The 19,352-nt window shown below is 72.6% G+C and carries 21 protein-coding genes; 11 read left to right on the top strand and 10 right to left on the bottom strand.

Annotation, left to right across the window (positions count from 1 at the left end; translation table 11 throughout):
• Positions 1-12: 12 nt before the first annotated feature.
• A complete protein-coding gene (locus ACIRSS_RS42030) occupies positions 13-1,392 on the top strand; it encodes a thiamine pyrophosphate-dependent enzyme (RefSeq protein WP_400905920.1) in 1,380 nt (459 codons plus the stop codon).
• Here the strand turns inward: ACIRSS_RS42030 and ACIRSS_RS42025 are convergent.
• Positions 1,389-2,765, bottom strand: a complete 1,377-nt coding sequence (locus tag ACIRSS_RS42025) for a pyridoxal phosphate-dependent decarboxylase family protein (protein WP_400905468.1) — start codon at positions 2,763-2,765, stop codon at positions 1,389-1,391. The two genes, ACIRSS_RS42030 and ACIRSS_RS42025, sit on opposite strands and share 4 nt — an antisense overlap.
• A gap of 67 nt (positions 2,766-2,832) precedes the next feature.
• Positions 2,833-3,729 (bottom strand): phosphatase PAP2 family protein, encoded by an 897-nt coding sequence (locus ACIRSS_RS42020; RefSeq protein ID WP_400905465.1) that lies wholly within the window; start codon positions 3,727-3,729, stop codon positions 2,833-2,835.
• A gap of 110 nt (positions 3,730-3,839) precedes the next feature.
• Between ACIRSS_RS42020 and ACIRSS_RS42015 the strand changes: the two genes are divergently transcribed.
• The 3 genes from ACIRSS_RS42015 (at position 3,840) to ACIRSS_RS42005 (ending at position 6,432) form a co-directional block, all read left to right on the top strand.
• Positions 3,840-4,529 (top strand): response regulator, encoded by a 690-nt coding sequence (locus ACIRSS_RS42015; RefSeq protein WP_400905462.1) that lies wholly within the window; start codon positions 3,840-3,842, stop codon positions 4,527-4,529.
• A gap of 65 nt (positions 4,530-4,594) precedes the next feature.
• A complete protein-coding gene (locus ACIRSS_RS42010) occupies positions 4,595-5,947 on the top strand; it encodes an ATP-binding protein (RefSeq protein ID WP_400905918.1) in 1,353 nt (450 codons plus the stop codon).
• The gene (locus ACIRSS_RS42005; protein ID WP_400905459.1) at positions 5,944-6,432 is read left to right on the top strand and encodes a hypothetical protein; all 489 of its coding nucleotides are present in this window, start codon (positions 5,944-5,946) and stop codon (positions 6,430-6,432) included. Before ACIRSS_RS42010 ends, ACIRSS_RS42005 begins: the two co-directional genes overlap by 4 nt.
• A 296-nt stretch (positions 6,433-6,728) precedes the next feature.
• Here ACIRSS_RS42005 and ACIRSS_RS42000 read toward each other — a convergent pair whose 3' ends face one another.
• Complete coding sequence (locus tag ACIRSS_RS42000; protein ID WP_400905456.1) at positions 6,729-7,322, bottom strand: NADPH-dependent FMN reductase; 594 nt, start codon at positions 7,320-7,322, stop codon at positions 6,729-6,731.
• A 98-nt stretch (positions 7,323-7,420) separates the two neighbouring features.
• On the opposite strand from ACIRSS_RS42000, the gene soxR reads away from it, so the two are divergent.
• Positions 7,421-7,900: a redox-sensitive transcriptional activator SoxR gene (gene soxR / locus ACIRSS_RS41995; protein ID WP_400905453.1), complete on the top strand. Its 480-nt coding sequence runs from the start codon at positions 7,421-7,423 to the stop codon at positions 7,898-7,900.
• On the opposite strand, the gene ACIRSS_RS41990 is transcribed toward soxR, so the two are convergent.
• The 3 genes from ACIRSS_RS41990 to ACIRSS_RS41980 form a co-directional block, all read right to left on the bottom strand.
• A complete protein-coding gene (locus ACIRSS_RS41990; RefSeq protein ID WP_400905450.1) occupies positions 7,897-8,406 on the bottom strand; it encodes a DUF664 domain-containing protein in 510 nt (169 codons plus the stop codon). The genes soxR and ACIRSS_RS41990 overlap by 4 nt on opposite strands.
• A 71-nt stretch (positions 8,407-8,477) precedes the next feature.
• Positions 8,478-9,047: a hypothetical protein gene (locus ACIRSS_RS41985; RefSeq protein WP_400905447.1), complete on the bottom strand. Its 570-nt coding sequence runs from the start codon at positions 9,045-9,047 to the stop codon at positions 8,478-8,480.
• 2 nt (positions 9,048-9,049) lie between these two features.
• Entirely contained in the window at positions 9,050-9,739 is a 690-nt protein-coding gene (locus ACIRSS_RS41980; RefSeq protein ID WP_400905444.1) for a hypothetical protein, read from the bottom strand.
• 239 nt (positions 9,740-9,978) lie between these two features.
• Here ACIRSS_RS41980 and ACIRSS_RS41975 point away from each other — a divergent pair, with 239 nt between their 5' ends.
• Both ACIRSS_RS41975 and ACIRSS_RS41970 read left to right on the top strand, forming a co-directional pair.
• Positions 9,979-10,719, top strand: a complete 741-nt coding sequence (locus tag ACIRSS_RS41975; RefSeq protein ID WP_400905441.1) for an SDR family oxidoreductase — start codon at positions 9,979-9,981, stop codon at positions 10,717-10,719.
• Positions 10,720-10,748: 29 nt separating this feature from the next.
• Complete coding sequence (locus ACIRSS_RS41970) at positions 10,749-11,636, top strand: SDR family oxidoreductase (protein WP_400905439.1); 888 nt, start codon at positions 10,749-10,751, stop codon at positions 11,634-11,636.
• Here ACIRSS_RS41970 and ACIRSS_RS41965 read toward each other — a convergent pair.
• Positions 11,617-12,054, bottom strand: a complete 438-nt coding sequence (locus ACIRSS_RS41965) for a DUF6314 family protein (RefSeq protein WP_400905437.1) — start codon at positions 12,052-12,054, stop codon at positions 11,617-11,619. The genes ACIRSS_RS41970 and ACIRSS_RS41965 overlap by 20 nt on opposite strands.
• A 68-nt stretch (positions 12,055-12,122) precedes the next feature.
• Between ACIRSS_RS41965 and recQ the strand changes: the two genes are divergently transcribed.
• Entirely contained in the window at positions 12,123-13,958 is a 1,836-nt protein-coding gene (gene recQ, locus ACIRSS_RS41960) for a DNA helicase RecQ (RefSeq protein ID WP_400905434.1), read from the top strand.
• Position 13,959: 1 nt separating this feature from the next.
• Here recQ and ACIRSS_RS41955 read toward each other — a convergent pair whose 3' ends face one another.
• Positions 13,960-14,181 carry an antitoxin gene (locus tag ACIRSS_RS41955; RefSeq protein ID WP_400905432.1) on the bottom strand — a complete coding sequence of 74 codons (222 nt, stop codon included), beginning with the start codon at positions 14,179-14,181 and terminating at the stop codon, positions 13,960-13,962.
• A gap of 128 nt (positions 14,182-14,309) precedes the next feature.
• Between ACIRSS_RS41955 and add the strand changes: the two genes are divergently transcribed.
• Positions 14,310-15,275 carry an adenosine deaminase gene (gene add, locus ACIRSS_RS41950; protein WP_400905430.1) on the top strand — a complete coding sequence of 322 codons (966 nt, stop codon included), beginning with the start codon at positions 14,310-14,312 and terminating at the stop codon, positions 15,273-15,275.
• Here add and ACIRSS_RS41945 read toward each other — a convergent pair.
• Positions 15,253-16,620 (bottom strand): VWA domain-containing protein, encoded by a 1,368-nt coding sequence (locus ACIRSS_RS41945; protein WP_400905427.1) that lies wholly within the window; start codon positions 16,618-16,620, stop codon positions 15,253-15,255. The two genes, add and ACIRSS_RS41945, sit on opposite strands and share 23 nt — an antisense overlap.
• Entirely contained in the window at positions 16,617-17,498 is an 882-nt protein-coding gene (locus tag ACIRSS_RS41940) for an AAA family ATPase (protein WP_400905424.1), read from the bottom strand. The genes ACIRSS_RS41945 and ACIRSS_RS41940 overlap by 4 nt, the downstream gene beginning before the upstream one ends.
• A 63-nt stretch (positions 17,499-17,561) precedes the next feature.
• On the opposite strand from ACIRSS_RS41940, the gene mgrA reads away from it, so the two are divergent.
• A complete protein-coding gene (gene mgrA, locus ACIRSS_RS41935; RefSeq protein WP_400905422.1) occupies positions 17,562-18,590 on the top strand; it encodes an L-glyceraldehyde 3-phosphate reductase in 1,029 nt (342 codons plus the stop codon).
• Positions 18,591-18,676: 86 nt separating this feature from the next.
• Positions 18,677-19,342 (top strand): TetR/AcrR family transcriptional regulator, encoded by a 666-nt coding sequence (locus ACIRSS_RS41930; protein WP_400905419.1) that lies wholly within the window; start codon positions 18,677-18,679, stop codon positions 19,340-19,342.
• Positions 19,343-19,352 lie beyond the last annotated feature (10 nt).

The following is a 19,352-nucleotide window of genomic DNA, read 5'->3' as shown; positions in this document are numbered from 1 at the left end:
GCCCGGGGGGTCCTGAACTCGTCGGCGGCGCTGCTCTCGGCGCACGGCGCCAGCGCCCCGGTCGTGTGCCTGACCAGCGAAATCCCGCGCGCGTACCTCGGCCGCGGGCTCGGGCACCTGCACGAAATGCCCGACCAGCTCGCCACCCTGCGGACGATGACCAAGTGGTCGGAGCTGGTCGAACACCCGTCCGGGATCCCGGACGCGCTGGCGACCGCGTTCCGCGAAGCCGCGGGCGGGCGGCCCAGGCCGGTCTCGCTGGCGGTGCCCTGGGACGTGCTGGGCCTGCACGCCCCGGCGGAACCCGTCGGCCCGCTGCCGCTGCCCAGGCCGGCCGTCGACCCAGTCGCCGTCGAGCAAGCCGCCGAACTCCTCGCCAGGGCGAAGCACCCGATGATCATGGTGGGCGGCGGCGCCCGGGACGCGGCGGCCGAGGTCCGGGCACTGGCCGAACGGCTGCAGGCGCCGGTGGTGCCGTTCCGCGGCGGGCGGGGCATCGTCGGCGACGACCACCCGCTCGGCTTCACCTGCGTCTCCGGCTTCGAGCGGTGGGCGGAGACCGACGTCGTGGTCGGCATCGGCTCGCGGATGGAGCTGTCCTGGTTCCGCTGGCCGGACAAGCCGGCCGGCCTGAAGACGATCCTGCTCGACATCGACCCGCGGCAGGCGACCCGGCTCGACGCGGACGTCGCGATCGTCGCCGACGCCGCCGACGCCACGGCCGCGCTGACCGCGGCCGCCGGTCCACAAAGGACGGACCGGACGGGGGAGTTCACCGCGCTGAAGGCGGCGGTGGCCGAGCGGTTCGCCGACGTGGGGCCGGAGCTGGACTACCTGCGGGCGATCCGGGACGTGCTGCCGCGCGACGGCTTCTTCGTCGAGGAGATCTGCCAGGTCGGCTTCGCGTCCTACTTCGGGTTCGAGGTCTACTCGCCGCGCACCTTCGTCACGTGCGGCCACCAGGGCACGCTGGGCTTCGGCTACCCGACGGCGCTCGGCGTGCAGGCGGCCTTCCCGGACCGGCCGGTGGTGTCGGTGGCGGGGGACGGCGGGTTCATGTTCGCCGCGCAGGAGCTGGCCACCGCCGTCCAATACGGACTGAACGTGGTGGCGGTCGTGTTCGACAACGGCTACTACGGCAACGTCCACCTCGACCAGGAGCGGCTGTTCGAGGGCCGCGCACTGGGCGGGCGGCTGCGGAACCCGGACTTCGCCCGGCTCGCCGAGACGTTCGGCGCGCTCGGCCTGACCGCGCGCACCCCGGACGACCTGCGCGGCGCGCTGGACAAGGCGTTCGCCGCGGGCCGGCCGGCGCTGGTGCACGTGCCGTGCGAACTGGGCGCCGGCGCCTCGCCGTGGAAGTACCTGATGCCGAAGTCGGACCGGAGCTAACCGGCGGTCACGCGGTCGAGCGCGGCGAAGACGCGGGCGACGTCGGCCGCGGTCGTCCGCCAGTTGCTGAAGGCGGCGCGCAGGGCCGGCCGGCCGTCGAACACCGTCGGGGTCAGGAACGTGGTGCCGTCCTCGGCGATGGCGCGGACGAGGGCGTCGATGTCACGCTCGGCGGCCGGGGCGAAGCAGACGACGTTGAGCCGCACGGGCGCGAGCAGCCGCCAGTGCGGTGAGCCGTCGAGGCGCGCGCCGAGGTCCCGCGCGAGCGCCACGCAGCGCTCGACGATCTCGCGGTGCCCGTCCCGGCCGTAGGCCACGAGCGAGAACCAGGCCGGGAGGGCGCGCAGCCGGCGGGAGTTCTCCGGCGTGAGGTGCAGGAAGTCCGGGGTGTCGCCGATCTCGCCGAGGTAGGCCGCGTTGTTGCCGAACACGCGCAGCTGCAGGTCGCGGCGGCGGGTGAACTGGACGGCGGAGTCGTAGGGCACGTTGAGCCACTTGTGCAGGTCGACGACCACCGAGTCGGCCTGGTCGAGGCCCGCGGTCAGCGCCGCGTGCTCGGGGGCGAGGGCGGCGAACCCGCCGAACGCGGCGTCGACGTGCAGCCAGAAGTCGTACCGCCGCTTGAGGGCGGCGATCGCGCGCAGGTCGTCGAAGTCGACGGTGTTCACGGTGCCCGCGTTCGCGACGACGACGGCCGGCCCGTCGAGCGTTTCGAGCGCCTCGGCCAGCCGGTCGACGTCGACGGCTTCGCGGCCGGGCAGCAGCGGCACCTTCCGCAGTGCCGAGCGGCCCATCCCGAGGAACGACAACGCCTTCAGGACGCTCGAGTGCGCCGAGCCGGACAGCACGGTGACCGGTCCGAGCGCGGCGGCGCCGTCGTCGGACACCGGAATCCCGGCGCGTTCCCCGAGCCATTCGCGGGCGATGGCGAGCCCGGTGACGGTGGACATGGTGGCGCCGGTGACGAACGCGCCGGAGAACTCCGCGCCGAGCCCGAAGAGCTCGGCCAGCCAGCCGACCGTCTCGCGCTCCAGGTCCTGCGCCGAGGAGTCCAGGCCGCTGGCGGGGTTCTGGTCGTAGGTGGCGGTGAGCCAGTCCCCGGCGAGCGCCGCCGGGGTCGCCCCGCCGGTGACGAACCCGAGGTAGCGCGGTCCGGCGCTGCCCGCGAAGCCGGCTTCCCAGCGCCGCGAGAACTCCTCCAGCGCACCCCGGGCACCCGCGCCTTCGAGCGGCAACGGCGCCCGGGTGACCTCCCCGGGCGGTACGGCGGCGGGCCGCTCGGGCAGCCCGGCCAGCGCCTCCCCGGTGAGTTTCCGCGCGGCGTCGAGCAGGTCGGGCAGGGAGTTCAGGTCTTCGGCGAGCCTCGGATGCACGTCCCCGACGCTAAGCACCGCGAACGGCGTTGTCGCGGGCCAATCCGCCGAAACTGGCCCGCCGGCCTCAGCGGCGCAGGAGCCGCCGGACGCGGGCCTCGGCCGGGTCGAACGCCACCCGCCGCAGCGGGCCCACCAGCAGGACCACCACCGCCATCGCCGACAGCGCGGCGAGCACCATCGCGGCGACGAACTGGGCGGCCCCGGACGTCGCCGTCCCGAGCACCAGGTAACCCGCCAGCACCACGGCCACCGGCGCGAGCAACCCGCACAGCACCGGCAGGGGCGGCACCCGGTCACCGTCGGGGCGGCGGGCGGAGACCACCGCCGCCCCGGCGCAGGTGACCGCGGCGACCAGGAGGCAGCCGCCGACGGTGTCGCTCAACCGGTGCCAGCCCAGCGCCACCGCCGCGGCCGAGACCCAGGCGACGCCGACGCCGCCGATCACCAGGGCCTGCGGGCGGTAGCGGCGGGGCAGGACGATCGCGATGGCCACCAGCACGGCCATCGCCGCGCTGACGTGCCCGCTCGGGAAGCTGTTGTGGCTCGCGACGCCGAACCGGTCGCCCGTGCTCGGCCGGTCCAGGACGTACAGCTTGAGCAGCTGCGCCACCACCAGCGGCGCGGTGAGCAGGAACAAGGCCGTCACGCCGAGCGCCAACCGGCGCCGCACCAGGGCGATCACCACCACCAGCACCGCCACCCCGCCGAGCAGGACGACCTGGTCGGCCTGCCGCAGCGGGCCCGCCCAGTCCACTGTGGTCCCCGCCGCCTGCGCGCTGCGGACGACGCCGTTCTCGACGCTGCGGCCGGCTTCGGTGCGGACGAACAGCACGTAGGCCGCGACGAAGGCGAAGGCGAACCCGGCCGCGCTCGCCGCGAGCACGGCGGTGCGGGACACGGCGCTGGTCACGAGCGCGTGGCGGACGGGAGCGCGTCGCGTCTCGGAGATAGTCACTGCCATGTCCCCGAGTCTGGGCACCGCATTTCGGGATCCCGTCAGCGCGATGTCATGGTTTCGCTACAAGATCCGCCCGGGTCGCCACGACGTGCGCTTTTCCGAATAATGGCGCCGTGGCCGAGGTACTGGTGGTAGAAGACGACGCGGCGGTGCGGGAAGGACTGCAACTGGCCCTGCGCCGGCAGGGGCACGTGGTGCACACCGCCGAATCGGGTGAGCTCGGCATCGAGGTGCTCGTGCGGCACCGGCCCGACATCGTCGTGCTCGACCTCATGCTGCCCGGCATGGACGGCTTCGAGACCTGCCGCCGGATGCGGGCGTCCGGGCCGATCCCGATCATCATGCTCACCGCGCGCAGCGACGACTTCGACATCGTGGCGGGGCTCGAAGCGGGCGCGGACGACTACGTCGCCAAACCGGTCGAACCCCGGGTGCTGGACGCGCGGATCCGGGCGGTGCTGCGGCGGGCCGTCAGCGAGCGGCCGGGCGAGCCGCCGGAACCCCAGGAACGCCACGGCGACCTGGTGATCGACCGGGCCGGGCTCGAGGTGACCAAGCGCGGCGCCGCCGTGTCGCTGACCCCGACCGAGCTGAAGCTGCTGCTGGAGCTCTCGCGCACGCCCGGGCAGGTGTACAGCCGCCAGCAGATCCTCTCCGCCGTCTGGGACCACGACTACCTCGGCGACTCGCGGCTCGTCGACGCGTGCGTGCAGCGGCTGCGGGCGAAGATCGAGGACGTGCCGGCGAAGCCGGAGTACGTGCAGACGGTCCGGGGGTTCGGCTACCGGTTCGGCCGGTCGTGATCCGGCGGATCCGCTCGTGGCTCGCCGGGCTGCGGCCCCGGCTGGTCGCCGCGTTCGCGGTCATCATGATCCTCGGCGCCACCGCCGCGGCCGGCGCGAGCTACGTCTCCGCGCGCAACACCATCCTCGAGGGCATCCAGGACCAGACGATGCTGAAGCTGCGCGACCAGATCGTCGCGTACCTGCCGACCGTGTCCCTGCCGCCGACCCAGGCCACGCTCGACGCCTTCGCGGCCGCGCTCAAGCCCAGCGGCGCGCTGGTCGTCTACCACGGCCTGTACTCGTCGTCGGGCATGGCGCCGCAGGACGTGCCGGGGGCGCTGCGGGAGGCCGTGGCGAACAGCACGAACATCCAGTTCCAGCGGGTCGACGTCCAGGGGTTCCCGATGTTCTTCGTCGGGATCCCGGTGCAGACCGGGGCGGGCCGGGCGAGCGGCCTCGAGGTCTACGCGGGGACGCCGCTGGGCCAGCAGCAGACCGCGATCGAGGACCTGTCCCGGACGGCGTGGCAGACGGCCGCGCTGGCCCTCCCGCTCGCGGTGGCGGTGGCACTCTTGGCGGCGCGGCAGGTGCTGCGGCCGGTGCGCGCGCTGAACACCGCGGCGGACCAGCTCGGCCGCGGCCGGCTCGACGTGCGGCTTCGCGTCAAGGGCTCCGACGAGCTCGCGCAGCTGGTCACGACGTTCAACAACACCGCGGCGGAGCTCGAGCGCACGGTCGGCACGCTGCGCGCGATGGAGGCCGACGCGCGGCGGTTCGTCGCCGACGTCTCGCACGAGCTGCGGACGCCGCTGGCGGCGATGAACGCGGTCACCGACGTCCTCGACGAGGACGCCGGCCAGCTGCCGGCGGACACCGCGGTGGCCGCGCGGCTGGTCTCGGCGGAGACGAAACGGCTGACGCGGCTCGTGCAGGACCTGATCGAGATCTCCCGGTTCGACGCCGGCCGGGCCGAGCTGCGCCGGGAGGAGCTGGACGTCGCCGCCGCGGTCACCGACAGCCTCACCGCGCGCGGCTGGGAACCCGGGCCGGACGTCGTCGCCGACCTGCCGGCCGGGATCACGGCGGCGCTCGACCGGAGGCGGCTGGACATCGTCGTGGCGAACCTCGTCGGCAACGCGCTGCGGCACGGCGCCCCGCCGGTCGAGGTGGTGCTGCGGGCCGATCAGGGAACCGTCGTGCTGACCGTCACCGACCACGGGCCCGGCATCCCCGACGAGGTGCTCCCCCGGATCTTCGACCGCTTCGCGAAGGCGGACACGTCCCGGGCGCGGTCCGAGGGCAGCGGGCTCGGGCTGTCCATCGCCCGCGAGAACGCGCGGCTGCACGGCGGTGACATCGTCGCGGCCAACACCGGCACCGGCGCCCGGTTCGAGCTGCGCCTGCCCGGCGAAGCCCGGTTCGAGGGGGCGCGGTGAAGAAGCTCCTCGTCCTGGCCGTGGTGCTGCTGGTCAGCGCGTGCGGCGTCAAGCCGACCGGCGTCGTCACGGCCGGGCCGGCGCCGACGCTGCGCAACCCGGGCAGCCCGGGGCGCGACGCCGAAGTGATCCTCTACTTCGTCATCAACGGGCGGCCGGTCCCGGTGACGCGCCCGATCGGCGGGGCGGTCGGTGTCGAAGCGGCGCTGACGATGCTGCTGGACGGACCGACCGAAGCCGAGCGATCCGACGGGTACGTGACGGCCCTGCCGCGCCGGGCCGGATCGGTCACGCTGGAGCCCGGCCCGCCGGCGACGATCACCGTCTCGTTCCCGCTGAAGCCGATCGCCGGCGTCGGGGTCAACCAGCTGGTCTGCACGGCGTTCGCGGCGCTGGCGGCCGACGGCCGGTACTCGGTCGACGGCACGATCGCCGTCTCCGGGCCCGACGTCCGGCTGCCGTACCAGGCGTGCCAGGCGTCCTGAGCACCGTCTACTGTGGACGCACGGCCCCGACGAACTCCGCCTGCGGAGACGGCCCGCGCGCCCGGGCCGCGGAAGCAGGTGCCGGGAAGCCCGGCGAAGCCGCACCTCGCGCCCGGGCCGCGGCCGGCATCCGCGGGTCGCGATCCGCGCCCACGGGCGTACCCCGTCCCCCGCCGCAGCCGATGTCCAGCACCCGGTCGCCCGGCCCGCAGTGCAACAGCTCGTACGTCGCTTCGCGCAGCTCGGCCGCACCGGGAGGGCGTCCGCCAAGTCGAGGCGAGCCAGCAGCTCCGAAGTCAAGCTCCGGGGTACGGGCGAACCGCGCGGGCCTCCGTCAGCGACCGGGCCCACCAGCCCAGCTGGTCGAGCATCGTCTTCGCCGCGACCGCCGCGCCGTCGTCGGTCGGGGTGCCGTCCGGTCCGAAGCGCGCGTGGGCGCCGTGGAAGCTGACCGTCTCGCGGATCGTGACCGCGTGCAGCTCGGCGAAGACAGGCCGCAGGTGCTCCACCGCGCGCAGGCCGCCCGACATGCCGCCGTACGAGACGAACGCGACCGGCTTGGCCGCCCACTCCGTGCGGTGCCAGTCGATCGCGTTCTTCAGCGAAGCCGGGTAGCTGTGGTTGTACTCCGGGGTGACGACGACGAACGCGTCGGCCGCTTCGAGCCGCGGCGTCACCTTCGCCACCTCGGCGACGACCGCCGGCGGTGGCGTCGCGCCGAAGGCCGGCAGCACCATCGGCAGGTCGGGCTCGGCCAGGTCGACCACGTCCACCGCGAACCCGCCGTGCTCGCTCGCCACGCCGGCCAGCCAGTCCGCGACCACCGGGCCGAACCGTCCTTCCCGGACACTTCCCACGATCACCGCGACCCGCACGGGAGCTTCGGACACACTTCCTCCTTGGCACAGCGGCGTTGTTGCCGTCCGGGCCAGGATCAGACTTCAAGCCCGCTTGAAGTCAAGCACGCGCCTGTGGTTGGCTGGTAAGCATGGTGAACGCCACAGCCCGGCCGTTGCCCGACCTGAGCGTGGGTGAACTCTCGCGGCGCAGCGGGGTGCCTGCGTCGGCCCTGCGGTTCTACGAAGACGAGGGCCTCATCCGCAGCCGCCGCACGGCCGGCAACCAGCGCCGCTACTGCCGCGACGCGCTGCGGCGGGTGACCTTCATCCGGATGTCCCAGCGGGTCGGCATGCCGCTGTCGGCGATCCGGGAGGTGCTCGCGCTCCTGCCCGACGACCGCACGCCGACCCGGGCCGACTGGGCGCGGATCTCGAAGTGCTGGCAGGAAGACCTGACCGCGCGGATCCGTCAGATGGAACAGCTGCGCGACCAGCTCAGCGACTGCATCGGCTGCGGCTGCATGTCGCTGGCGAAGTGCCGGCTCGCCAACCCCGGCGACCGGCTCGGCGCCGACGGGCCGGGCCCGCAGCGCCTGGCCGACCACCGCGGCGACGGTTACGAGGGCTAGCGGCGCTCCAGTACGCCACGGACGAACATCGCCTGCCCGGCGTGCTGGATGTCGTCGTCGAGGACGCTGACCAGCCGGACGCCGAGGGACACCGGCGGGTCCCAGGCCTCGTCGACGATCCGGTCGAGGGCCTTGTCGTCGAGGTTCTCCACGAACCGGAGGGTCTGCTCGTGCACGGCGTCGTAGTAGCCGGTGAGCAGGGCGGGATCGTCGACCCGGACCGCCTCGACGTCGGCCGGGCGGTGGCCGTAGCCGGTGTCGCCCGCGGGGAACGGGAGGCCGAAGCGCGAAAGCCAGTCCTCGCCGGTCCACACCTGCTCGGTCCCGGCCACGTCCGCGACGTGGTCGTCCTGGACGCGGGTCAGGTGCCACACCAGCCAGGCGATCGAGTTGGCTTCGGGGGCCGGCCGGGTCCGGAGCTGCTCGGCGGTGAGCCCTTCCACCGCCGCGTGCACGTTCTCCCGGACCCGGCCGAACCCGTCGATGAGCAGATCGGCCACGTTCATCGGCTGCCTCCCGTTGCGGAACCCGTTCACCGGCGTGCTACCCGATCATGCCCGCCGGCAAACGGATCTCGCTACCGCGGGAGCAGCTGGTCGAAGAACGAGCGGTAGCGCCGCAGCGCGATCCGCAGCTCCTCGGTGGCCGGTTCCCCTTGCTGCCACTGGGCTTCCAGGTCGCCCTTGTGCTCGGCGAACGTCGTGGCCAGCGCGCTGATCACGGCGGCGACCAGCTCGTCGGCCTGCTGCACGGCCTGCTTCGGGTCGTCGACGAAGCCGGTCTGCACGTTCTGCCAGCGGTCGCGGAACCCGGTGACCTTGTCCTCGTCGATCAGCGGCGGCGTCTCCACGTCGCCGCCGGACCGCGCGGGCGCGGCGGTGTCCGTGGCAGACCCGGCGGTGTCCGGACCCGCCGACGCCGAAGCCAGGTCGGCGGTGCTCAGGTTCTGGTCCTGGCCGGTGCCGCGGTCCTCGTCGGTGCCGGGCTCGCGGAAGTCGGTCCGCTCCTGGTCGGGGACCTCGGTGGTGCCGTCGCGCACGTCGTCGTCCCGGGACACGTCGTCGCGGGGAACGTCATCGTGGGACAGGTCGTCGTGGGCGAAGTCGTCGTCGCGGTCGGTGCCGTGCCGCGTCAGGTGCTCGGTCATGGTCAGCGTCCTCCGTTCCACTCGGTCCGCGGCTGCGCGGACGCCTGGTGCTCTTGCTTGGCGGTGTCACCACGGTCGGCGCGGTCGTGGTCGTGGCCGTTCCGGCGGTCGTGGTGGTCGTGCTCGCGGTCCCGATCGTGATCGTGGTCGCGGTGCTCGTCGTCGGCGCCGTCGGTCAGCAGGTCCTCGAAGACGGTCCGGTAGCGCACCATCGCGTCGCGCAGGTCCTCAGTGGACGCTCCGTCCCGCTTCTGCTGCGTGTTGTGCGCGGCTCGGTAGTGCTCCAGCGTCTTGGCGTGGCGCACGGAAAGGTCGGTCACCTGCTGCTCGTAGCCTTCGGTCGGGTAACCGCGTTCGCCCATCAGCGCCACGAGGAGCTGGTCCGCCTCGCTGACCGCTTCGGCCGGCTGGTCGACGAACTTTTCCTGCACCTGCGCCCATTCCCGGGCGTAGCGCTCGCGCGCCGACGCCGACAGCGGGCGGATGTCGAGCTCCTTGTGCCGGCGCTCGCGCTCGGCGAGTTCCCGTTGCGCCGCACGGGGATTGTCGCTCTCCTTGACGACCCGCTCGTACTCCGGCCCGAAGCGCTCTTGCAGCCGTTTTCGCTGCATCTCCTGTGTCACAAGCCAAATCACGGCGCCGAGCACCGCGACGGCCACGACGACGATCACGACGATCAGCCATGTGGGCATTGCGCAATCTCCTTCACGGATCTCGCCCCCGATGCGCTCGGTGTGCCCGCTACCCGGGAGTCGAAAACCGTGTTCATCCGCGATTCGGCCGACCGGCCGCGCGGATACCGCCGGATGCCGAGGCCCCACCAGCGGTGTAACGACGATAACAACTACCGACTAGCGTTGTTACCGTCCGACTGCTATCGTCGATAACAGCAAGACGGAAGCAGTGTTACCCGAGCAGGAAGAAGGCACCGATGAGCACCACCGAGACCCGCGTCGCGATCGTCACCGGCGGCTCCCGCGGCATCGGCCGCCAGGTCGCCGAGCGCCTGGCCGCCGATGGCATGGCCGTCGTCGTCAACTACGCCGGCAACGAGAAGGAAGCCCAGGCCGCGGTCGACGCCATCACCGAGCGCGGTGGCCGGGCGATCGCCGTCCGCGCCGACGTGGCCGACCCGGCCGCGGTCGCGGAGCTGTTCGACACCGCCGAGGCCGCTTTCGGCGGCGTGGACGTCGTCGCCCACCTGGCCGGCGTGATGAACGCGCCGACACCGATCGCCGACACCGACTTCGAGGTCCTCGACCGGGTGCACCGCACCAACATCCGCGGCACGTTCGCGGTGGCCCAGCAGGCCGCGCGGCGGGTGCGCGAGGGCGGCGCGGTCATCACGACGTCGACCTCGGTGCTCGGCCTGAACCTGCCCGGCTACGGCATCTACAACGCGACCAAGGGCGCGGTCGAGGCGATCACCATGATCCTGGCGCGCGAGCTGCGCGGCCGCGACATCACCGTGAACACGGTCGCGCCCGGCCCGACGGCCACCGCGCTGTTCCTCGACGGCAAGGACGAGGAGACCATCGACCGGATGGCCAAGCAGCCGCCGCTCGAGCGGCTCGGCAAGCCCGAGGACATCGCCGAGGTCGTCGCGTTCCTCGCCGGTCCGGCCCGCTGGGTCAACGGCCAGGTGCTGCGCGCCAACGGCGGCATCGTCTGAGCATCCCCCCGAACGCGAAGGAAGAGACCATGATCATCGTCGTCACCGGCGCCTCCAGCGGGATCGGCGCCCTCTCCGCCCGGGCGCTGGCCCGCGCCGGGCACACCGTCTACGCGGGCGTGCGCGACCCCGGCGGCCGCAACGCGCCCCAGGTCGAAGCCGCCGCCGCGTACGCCCGCGAACACGGCGCCGACCTGCGGACGGTCGACCTCGACGTCACCAGCCAGGACTCGGCCGACGCCGCCATCGCCCGGATCGTGGCCGAGCAGGGCCGGCTGGACGTCGTCGTGCACAACGCCGGGCACATGGTGCTCGGGCCGGCCGAAGCGTTCACGCCGGAGCAGCTCGCGCAGCTCTACGACACCAACGCGATCGGCACCCAGCGCGTCAACCGCGCCGCCCTCCCCCACCTGCGCGCCCAGGGCGACGGGCTGCTGGTGTGGGTGTCGAGCAGCAGCGTCCGCGGTGGCACCCCGCCCTACCTGGCGCCGTACTTCGCGGCGAAGGCGGCGATGGACAGCCTCGCGGTCAGCTACGCCGCCGAGGTCGCGCGCTTCGGGATCGACACCACGATCGTCGTGCCGGGCGCGTTCACCGCGGGCACCAACCACTTCCCCAACTCCGGGCACCCCGCCGACGAGGCCGTCGCGAAGGCCTACGAAGAGCGATACGCGGGCCTGACCGACCACGTCGCGGCGAAGCTGGCCGAGATCACCCCGGCGGACGCGGACGTCGCGGTCGTCGCGGAAGAGCTGGCGCGCGTGGTCGACCTGCCGAAGGGGAAACGGCCCTTCCGGGTGCACATCGACCCGGCCGACGACGGCGGGTGGCTGGTGGCCGAGGTCGGCGACCGCGTCCGGAGCGAGTTCCTGCGCCGGATCGACCTGGCCGACCTGCTCAGCCCGGCGGCCGGCTGAACCGGGTGACGATCACGTGGTCCTTCGCCGGGCCGCGGACCGCCCACTCCTGCCGCCAGCGGCGCGCGTCGAGCACGCGGTAGCTCCCGCGGTAGAAGTCGTCGCGGCAGGGGTGGTCCGCTTCCCAGTGCCCGGCGCGCAGGTCGACGGCGTGGAAGAACCCGCCGTGGTCGAAGTGCACGTCGGCGCGGCCGGGCGCGGTGGGCCGGTAGTGCAGCTCCCGCGTCACCGGGCCGGTGTACCCGCCGAGCCGCAGTTCGCCGGCTTCGCGGTAGACGAGGACGCCGTCTTCCTCGGTGAAGACGGCGGTGCCGGTGACGTCCCCGGCCGGATCGCCTTCGGCGGTGCGGATTTCCCGGTCGAACCGCCATTCGCCGGCGAAATGCGCGGCGAGATCGGGAACCGGCCAGTACTCCACGTGCCCAGTGTGCCACCCCGCGGCGGGCCGGACCGGAACTGTCGGGCCCCCGCTCTATAGTCGGCCGGGTGGCAGACACCGACCTCGCGACCGTGTCCGACGCGCTGGAGACCCTCCGGCGCGTGTTCGGTTATGACAGCTTCCGCGGCGACCAGGCGGCGATCGTCGAGCACGTGGTCGCCGGTGGCGACGCGCTCGTGCTGATGCCCACCGGTGGCGGGAAGTCGTTGTGCTACCAGATCCCCGCGCTGGTGCGGCCGGGCGTGGGCGTGGTGGTTTCGCCACTGATCGCGCTGATGCAGGACCAGGTCGACGCACTCCGCAACGCCGGTGTCCGCGCGGGGTTCCTGAACTCCACGCAGGACTACGCGGCCCGCCAGGAGGTCGAGTCGGCGTTCCTGGCCGGCGAGCTCGACCTGCTCTACCTGGCACCGGAACGGCTGTCGATGGAGTCCACCGCGCGGCTGTTCGACCGCGGCAAGATCGCGTTGTTCGCGATCGACGAAGCGCACTGCGTCTCCCAGTGGGGCCACGACTTCCGGCCGGAGTACCTGGCGCTGTCCTCGTTGCACGAACGCTGGCCGGACGTGCCGCGGATCGCGCTGACCGCCACGGCGACCGAGGCCACGCACCAGGAGATCTCGGCCCGGCTGAAGCTCGACGAAGCCCGCCACTTCGTCGCCAGCTTCGACCGGCCGAACATCCAGTACCGGATCGTCGGCAAGAACTCGCCACAGCGGCAGCTGCTCGAACTGCTGCAGACCGAGCACAAGGGGGACGCGGGGATCGTCTACTGCCTGTCCCGGAACTCGGTCGAGAAGACCGCGGAGTTCCTGGTGCAGAACGGGATCCCGGCGGTGCCCTACCACGCGGGCCTCGACGCGCGCACCCGCGCGAAGCACCAGTCGAGGTTCCTGCGGGAGGACGGCCTGATCGTGGTCGCCACGATCGCGTTCGGGATGGGCATCGACAAACCGGACGTCCGGTTCGTCGCGCACCTCGACCTGCCGAAGTCCGTCGAGGGCTACTACCAGGAGACCGGGCGCGCGGGCCGCGACGGCCTGCCGTCCACCGCGTGGCTCGCGTACGGGCTGCAGGACGTCGTGCAGCAGCGCAAGATGATCGACACGTCCGAGGGCGACGAGGCGCACCGGCGGCGGCAGGCCGCGCACCTGAACGCGATGCTCGCGCTGTGCGAGACGGTGGAATGCCGGCGCGTGCAGATCCTCAACTACTTCGGGCAGAAGGCCGAGCCCTGCGGCAACTGCGACACGTGCCTGAACCCGCCGGAGAAGTGGGACGGCACGATCCCGGCGCAAAAGCTGCTCTCCACGATCGTGCGGCTGCGCAACGAACGGCGCCAGAAGTTCGGCGCGGGGCAGGTGATCGACATCCTGCTCGGCAAGTCCACGCCGAAGGTCACGCAGTTCCAGCACGACACGCTCAAGACGTTCGGCATCGGCACCGAGCTGCGCGAGCCGGAGTGGCGCGCGGTGGTCCGGCAGCTGCTGGCCCAGGGCTTGCTCGCGGTCGAAGGCGACTACGGCTCGCTGGTGCTCACCGAAGCCAGTGCCGAGGTGCTGGGCGGCGGACGCGAGGTGCTGCTGCGCCGCGAGCCCGAGCGCGCCGCGGCCGCCCGGGTCCGCAGCGCGCGGAAGGCCGCCCCCGCGGCGGACATGCCCGCGGAGGCGGCCCCGCTGTTCGAACGCCTGCGGGCCTGGCGGGCCGGCGTCGCGAAGGAGCAGGGTGTCCCCGCCTACGTCATCTTCCACGACGCGACCCTGCGCCAGATCGCCACGCAGCGGCCGTCGTCCCTGGCCGAGCTGGGCACGGTCAGCGGCGTGGGCGAGAACAAGCTCGCCAAGTACGGCGAGGGCGTCCTCGAGGTCCTGACCGCGGAGTGACCTAGCGGGTGGCCGGACCCGGGCGGCCGTCCGGGCCGGTCACCGAGTTGACCTTGCGGACCGCGCCGGCGATCTGCTCGTGGTACTTGCCCTTGGTCTTGTCGTCGACGAACTTGGCCGCCTTGCCGACGGCCCCGTTCACCTTTTCGGGGTTCTTCTTGGCGTATGCCCGGGCGGCGCCGGCAGCTCCGGCCAGCACGGTGAGCTTGCGCAGGAAAGCCATGGTCGTCTCCCTCGTCGGTGTGCGGTCATCCTGACAACGCGGACGAACCACCCCGAGGTTCCCCGTGTGACGGGGGCCAAACAAAAATGCCGCGCGAGCTGCGCCCGGCGGCCTCTAGGGTCGGGTTCATGCGCGACCTGGCGGCCCTGCCGAAGGCCCACCTGCACGTCCACCTGGAGAGCACGATCCGGCCGGGCACGCTCCGTGAACTCGGCGAGGCGAACGGCGTCGCCGTCCCCGCCGAACCGCCGGAGTTCGCCGGTTTTCGCGCGTTCGCCGACTACAACGCGCTCATCCGGGCCTGTCTCCAGCGGCCCGAGGACTTCGAGCGCATCGCCCGCGAGTACTGCGAAGACGAGCTCGCCCAAGGTACGCGCTACGCCGAAGTCACGTTCACCGCCGCCTCGCACGGGGAGCGGCTGGGCGACCTCGAAATGCCACTCGCATCCGTCCTCAAGGGACTGTCCGGGCTCGAAACCCGGCTCGTGCTGGACCACTCGCGACGCCGTCCCGTCGACCGCGCGGAGCGCACCCTCGACCTCGCGCTGAAGTACGACGAAGTCTTCGCGATCGGCATGGCGGGCGAGGAAAACCACTCCCTCCGTCCTTTCGCGACGATCTTCGAGAGGGCGCGCGAAGCGGGCATCCACCTGCTGCACCACACCGGCGAGGACGCCGGCCCGGACAGCATCCGCGAGGCCCTCGACGTCGGCCGCACCGAACGGCTCGGCCACGGCATCCGCGTGCTCGAGGACCCGTCGCTCGTCGCCGAGGTGCGCGAACGAGGGCTCGCGCTGGAGGTCTGCCCGTCGTCGAACGTGACGCTCGGGCTGGTCCCGTCGCTGCCCGAGCACCCGCTCCCCCGGCTGGTCGAGGCCGGGCTGACGGTCACGCTCAACACCGACGTCCCGTCGGTCACCGGCGCCGACCTGGCCGCGGAGTACACCCGCGTCCGCGACGCCTTCGGTTACGACGACACCGCGATGGCCGGCTTCGCGCGGGCGAGCGTCACGGCGTCCTTCGCCCCCGAAGCGACGAAGCGGAAGGCCCTCGAAGACATCGACGCCTGGCTCACACCGGCAGCAGGCGGGTGACCAGCGTGCCGAGCTGGTGCACCGTGCGGCACTCGTGCATCTCGACGACCTCGGCGTACTCCAGCGCCGCCGAGTCGCCGGTCGACCACAGGGACCGCCGTTCGGGGTTCAGCCAGTAGACGTGCCGGGCGCGGGCCTTGATCTCGCGGACGGCGTCGAGGTTGGGGTCGCCGCCGTTGGTGCGGGCGTCGCCGAGGATCAGCACCGACGTCCGCGGGCCCACCGCGTCCAGCCAGTTCGCCGTGAACTGGCGCAGGGAGCCGCCGTAGTCGCTGTGGCCGTCCCAGCGCACCAGCGCCGCTTCGGACAGCATGCGCGCGCCCAGGTGCTCGGGGTCCGCGACGCCGGTGGTGACCAGGTGGGTGACCTCGTCGGCGCTGTCGACGAACGCGAACACGCGGATCTTGCTGAACTGGTCGCGCAGCGCCTGCACCAGCAGCATCGTGAAGTTCGCGAAGCCCGCCACCGACCCGGACAGGTCGCACAGCAGCACGATCTCCGGCCGGCCGGGCCGCCGGTGGCGGTAGGCCGGGCGCAGCGGGACCCCGCCGGTCGACAGCGACCGCCGCAGCGTGCGACGCAGGTCGATCTGCCCGCGCGTGGTGCGCTTGCGACGGGCGGCGAGGCGCGTCGCGAGCTTGCGGGACAACGGCTGGATCGTGCGCCGCAGCTCGGCGAGCTGGTTGCGGCTGGCGATGAGGAAGTCGACCCGGTCGGGTGAGGGCGCGATCGCGTGCTTGGCGACGCGCTCGCGACCGCGGACCTCGGCGGCGCGCCGGCGCGCCTCGGTGCGGACCTGCCCGCGAAAACCCTCGACGCGGCGGCGGATCTCGTCGCGGTCGAGCCGGTCGGTGAACTCGCCGCGCGCGCCGCCACCGCGCACCGCGGCCAGCACCCGCGCGATGAGCGTCTGCGGCTGGAGCCGCTCCAGCGTCTGGTGGGCCGAGAAGCCGCCACCGGGTCCGGACGCCGAGCCGTACTGGCCCACCATGTCGACCGCGAGCCCGGCGAGCTGGGCCAGCGCCTGCTGGTCGCCGTCCGCCAACGCGGCGGCGAGTTCCTCGCGCAGCTCCTCCAGCGTCGACGGCTGGTCTTCGCGGGCCCGCTCGGGCGTGCCGATCCCGGCCGGGAAGTAGAGGTCGAAGGCGGCGTCGAACACCGCGCGCTGCCCGCCGCGGCGGACCAGGGCCGCGGCCAGGCCTTCGCGGACGAGCGAGCGGTCGTCCATGCCGAGGACTTCCAGCGCGGCGGCGGCGTCGACGGTCTCGGCAGGTCCGGCCGGGATGCCCTGGGCCCGCAGTGCCTTGACGAACGACGCGAGCCGCTCCGGCACGCCGCCGGTCACGACGCGTCCAGGACCTGTTCGAGCTTCAGGCCGGCGCCGGCCTTGGCGATGTCGTCCTGGTGCTTGAGGACGACGCCGAGGCTTTCGCGGACGACCTGCTCGTCCAGGGTCGAGGCGCCGAGCGCGAGCAGCGTGCGCGCCCAGTCGATCGTTTCGGCGACGGAGGGGAGCTTGCGCAGGTCCATCGCGCGCAGCGCGGCGATCACCCGGACGACGGAATCGGCGAGCGCGGCATCGATGCCCGGGACCTTGAGCAGGACGATGTCGCGCTCGAGGTCCTCGTCCGGGAAGTCGATGTGCAGGAACAGGCACCGGCGGCGCAGCGCCTCGGACAGCTCGCGCGTCGCGTTGGACGTCAGCACGGCGAACGGCGCGCGCGTCGCGGTGATCGTGCCCAGCTCCGGCACGGTCACCTGGAAGTCGCCGAGCACCTCCAGCAGCAGGCCCTCGACCTCCATGTCGGCCTTGTCGGTCTCGTCGATGAGCAGCACGGTCGGCTCGTCCGACGAGATCGCCGTCAGCAGCGGGCGGCGCAGCAGGAACTCCTCGCCGAAGATGTCGGTGCGGGCCTGCTCCCAGGTCTCGTCGCGGCCGGCGGTGATCCGCAGCAGCTGCTTCGCGTGGTTCCACTCGTACAGCGCGCGAGCCTCGTCGATGCCTTCGTAGCACTGCAGGCGCACCAGCCGCGAGCCGCTGACCTGCGCGACCGCCTTGGCGAGCTCGGTCTTGCCGACGCCGGCGGGGCCCTCGACCAGCAGCGGCTTGCCGAGCCGGTCGGCGAGGAACACCGTGGTCGCCACGGCCGTCGACGCCAGGTAACCGGCCTCGGCCAGCTTGGCCGACACGTCGTCGACGGAGGTGAAGAATCCGGTGCCCACCACGTGCCTCCTAAGCGGTCGCTCACCAGGAGCGTACCCGACCTTCCGGCTAGCATCGGCCGCGTGACCTACGTTGCCGCTTCCGGCCGATACGAAACGATCCCCTACCGCCGCTGCGGGCGTTCCGGGCTCAAGCTGCCCGCGATCTCGCTCGGGCTGTGGCACAACTTCGGCCACGACAAGCCCCTGCAGACCCAGCGCGACATCACGCGCCGCGCGTTCGACCTCGGCATCACGCACTTCGACCTGGCCAACAACTACGGCCCGCCGTACGGCTCGGCCGAGGAGAACTTCGGGCGCCTGCTGGCCACCGACTTCAAGCCCTACCGCGACGAGCTGGTGATCTCCACCAAGGCGGGCTACGACATGTGGCCCGGCCCGTACGGCGAGTGGGGCTCCCGCAAGTACCTGCTGTCCTCACTGGACCAGTCGCTCGGCCGGATGGGCCTGGACTACGTCGACATCTTCTACTCGCACCGGTTCGACCCCGAGACGCCCCTGGAGGAGACGGTCGGGGCGCTCGACTCCGCCGTCCGCGCCGGGAAAGCGCTTTACGTCGGGATTTCGTCGTACAGCTCGGAGCGGACCGCCGAGGCCGCACGGCTCCTGCGCGAGCTCGGCACGCCGCTGCTGATCCACCAGCCGTCGTACTCGATGCTGAACCGCTGGATCGAAGAGGACCACCTCCTCGACACCCTCGAAGAGGTGGGCGCCGGCTGCATCGCGTTCTCGCCGCTCGCGCAGGGGCTGCTGACCGACAAGTACCTGAAGGGCGTCCCGACGGATTCGCGGGCGGCGCAGGGGAAGTCGCTCGACCCGGACACGCTGGACGACAACCGGCTGAACCGCGTCCGCGCGCTCAACGACATCGCGGCCCGGCGCGGCCAGTCGCTGGCGCAGCTGGCGCTCGCCTGGGTGCTGCGCGACAGCCGCGTGACGTCGGCGCTGATCGGCGCCAGCAGCGTCAAGCAGCTCGAAGACAACGTCGGCGCGCTCGGCAACCTCGACTTCTCCTCCGAGGAGCTGACCGAGATCGACGGGCACGCGACCGACGCGGACATCAACCTCTGGAAGCGGTCCTCGGACGCCTGAGGCCCGGCGGCGGGGCGCTGCGCGCGTCCCGCCGTTTTCCGGGCCAACGTTTGACCAGATTTCGAATCTGGTCATATGATGGCCCAGTGCCTCCTGCCGAAGACCGCGCCGAGCGAGCCGAACGGATCCTCGACGCGGCCGCCGCACTGCTGCTGCGGGCCGGCTACCGGCGCACGACGATCGAGGACGTCGCCGAGCGCGCCGGCGTCGGCAAGGGGACCGTCTACCTGCACTGGAAGAACCGCGAGGAGCTGTTCCTCGCCGTGCTGCTCCGGGAGTCCGTGCGCAGCATCGAAGACCTCGTCCGGGCGGTCGACGCCGACCCGCTCGCCGCGCGGCTGTCGACGCTGACCGAGGTCCAGTACGCGAACGTGCTGGGCCGGCCACTGCTGCACGCCGGGCACGCCGACGACGCCGGCACGCTCGGGAAGCTCCTGCCGAAGCTGCACGCCAAGCTCGACCCGCGCCACGACGAAGCCTTCGTCGAGTACCTCGAACTGCTGGCGGCGAACGACCTGCTGCGCGCCGACCGGCCGCCCCGGGAGCTCGCCGTCGCTTACCGGGCCGTGCTGCACGGCTTCCTCGTCGAGACTTTCCCGCCGCCGCCGGCGTTGCTCGCCGACACGGTCGCGCACGCCTTCGAGCCGGTCGCGGTTTCGACGATGCGGCTGCGAGCCGTCGCGCCGCGAGTGGTCGCGCTGTTCACCGAATCCGCCGCGCTCGACCGGAAGCAGCTCGAGCGCGCGTACTGAAACCTGGGAG

This window comes from Amycolatopsis sp. NPDC101161 (genome assembly GCF_044768185.1).
Lineage (GTDB): Bacteria > Actinomycetota > Actinomycetes > Mycobacteriales > Pseudonocardiaceae > Amycolatopsis.
This window is presented reverse-complemented; position numbering and strand designations above follow the sequence as displayed.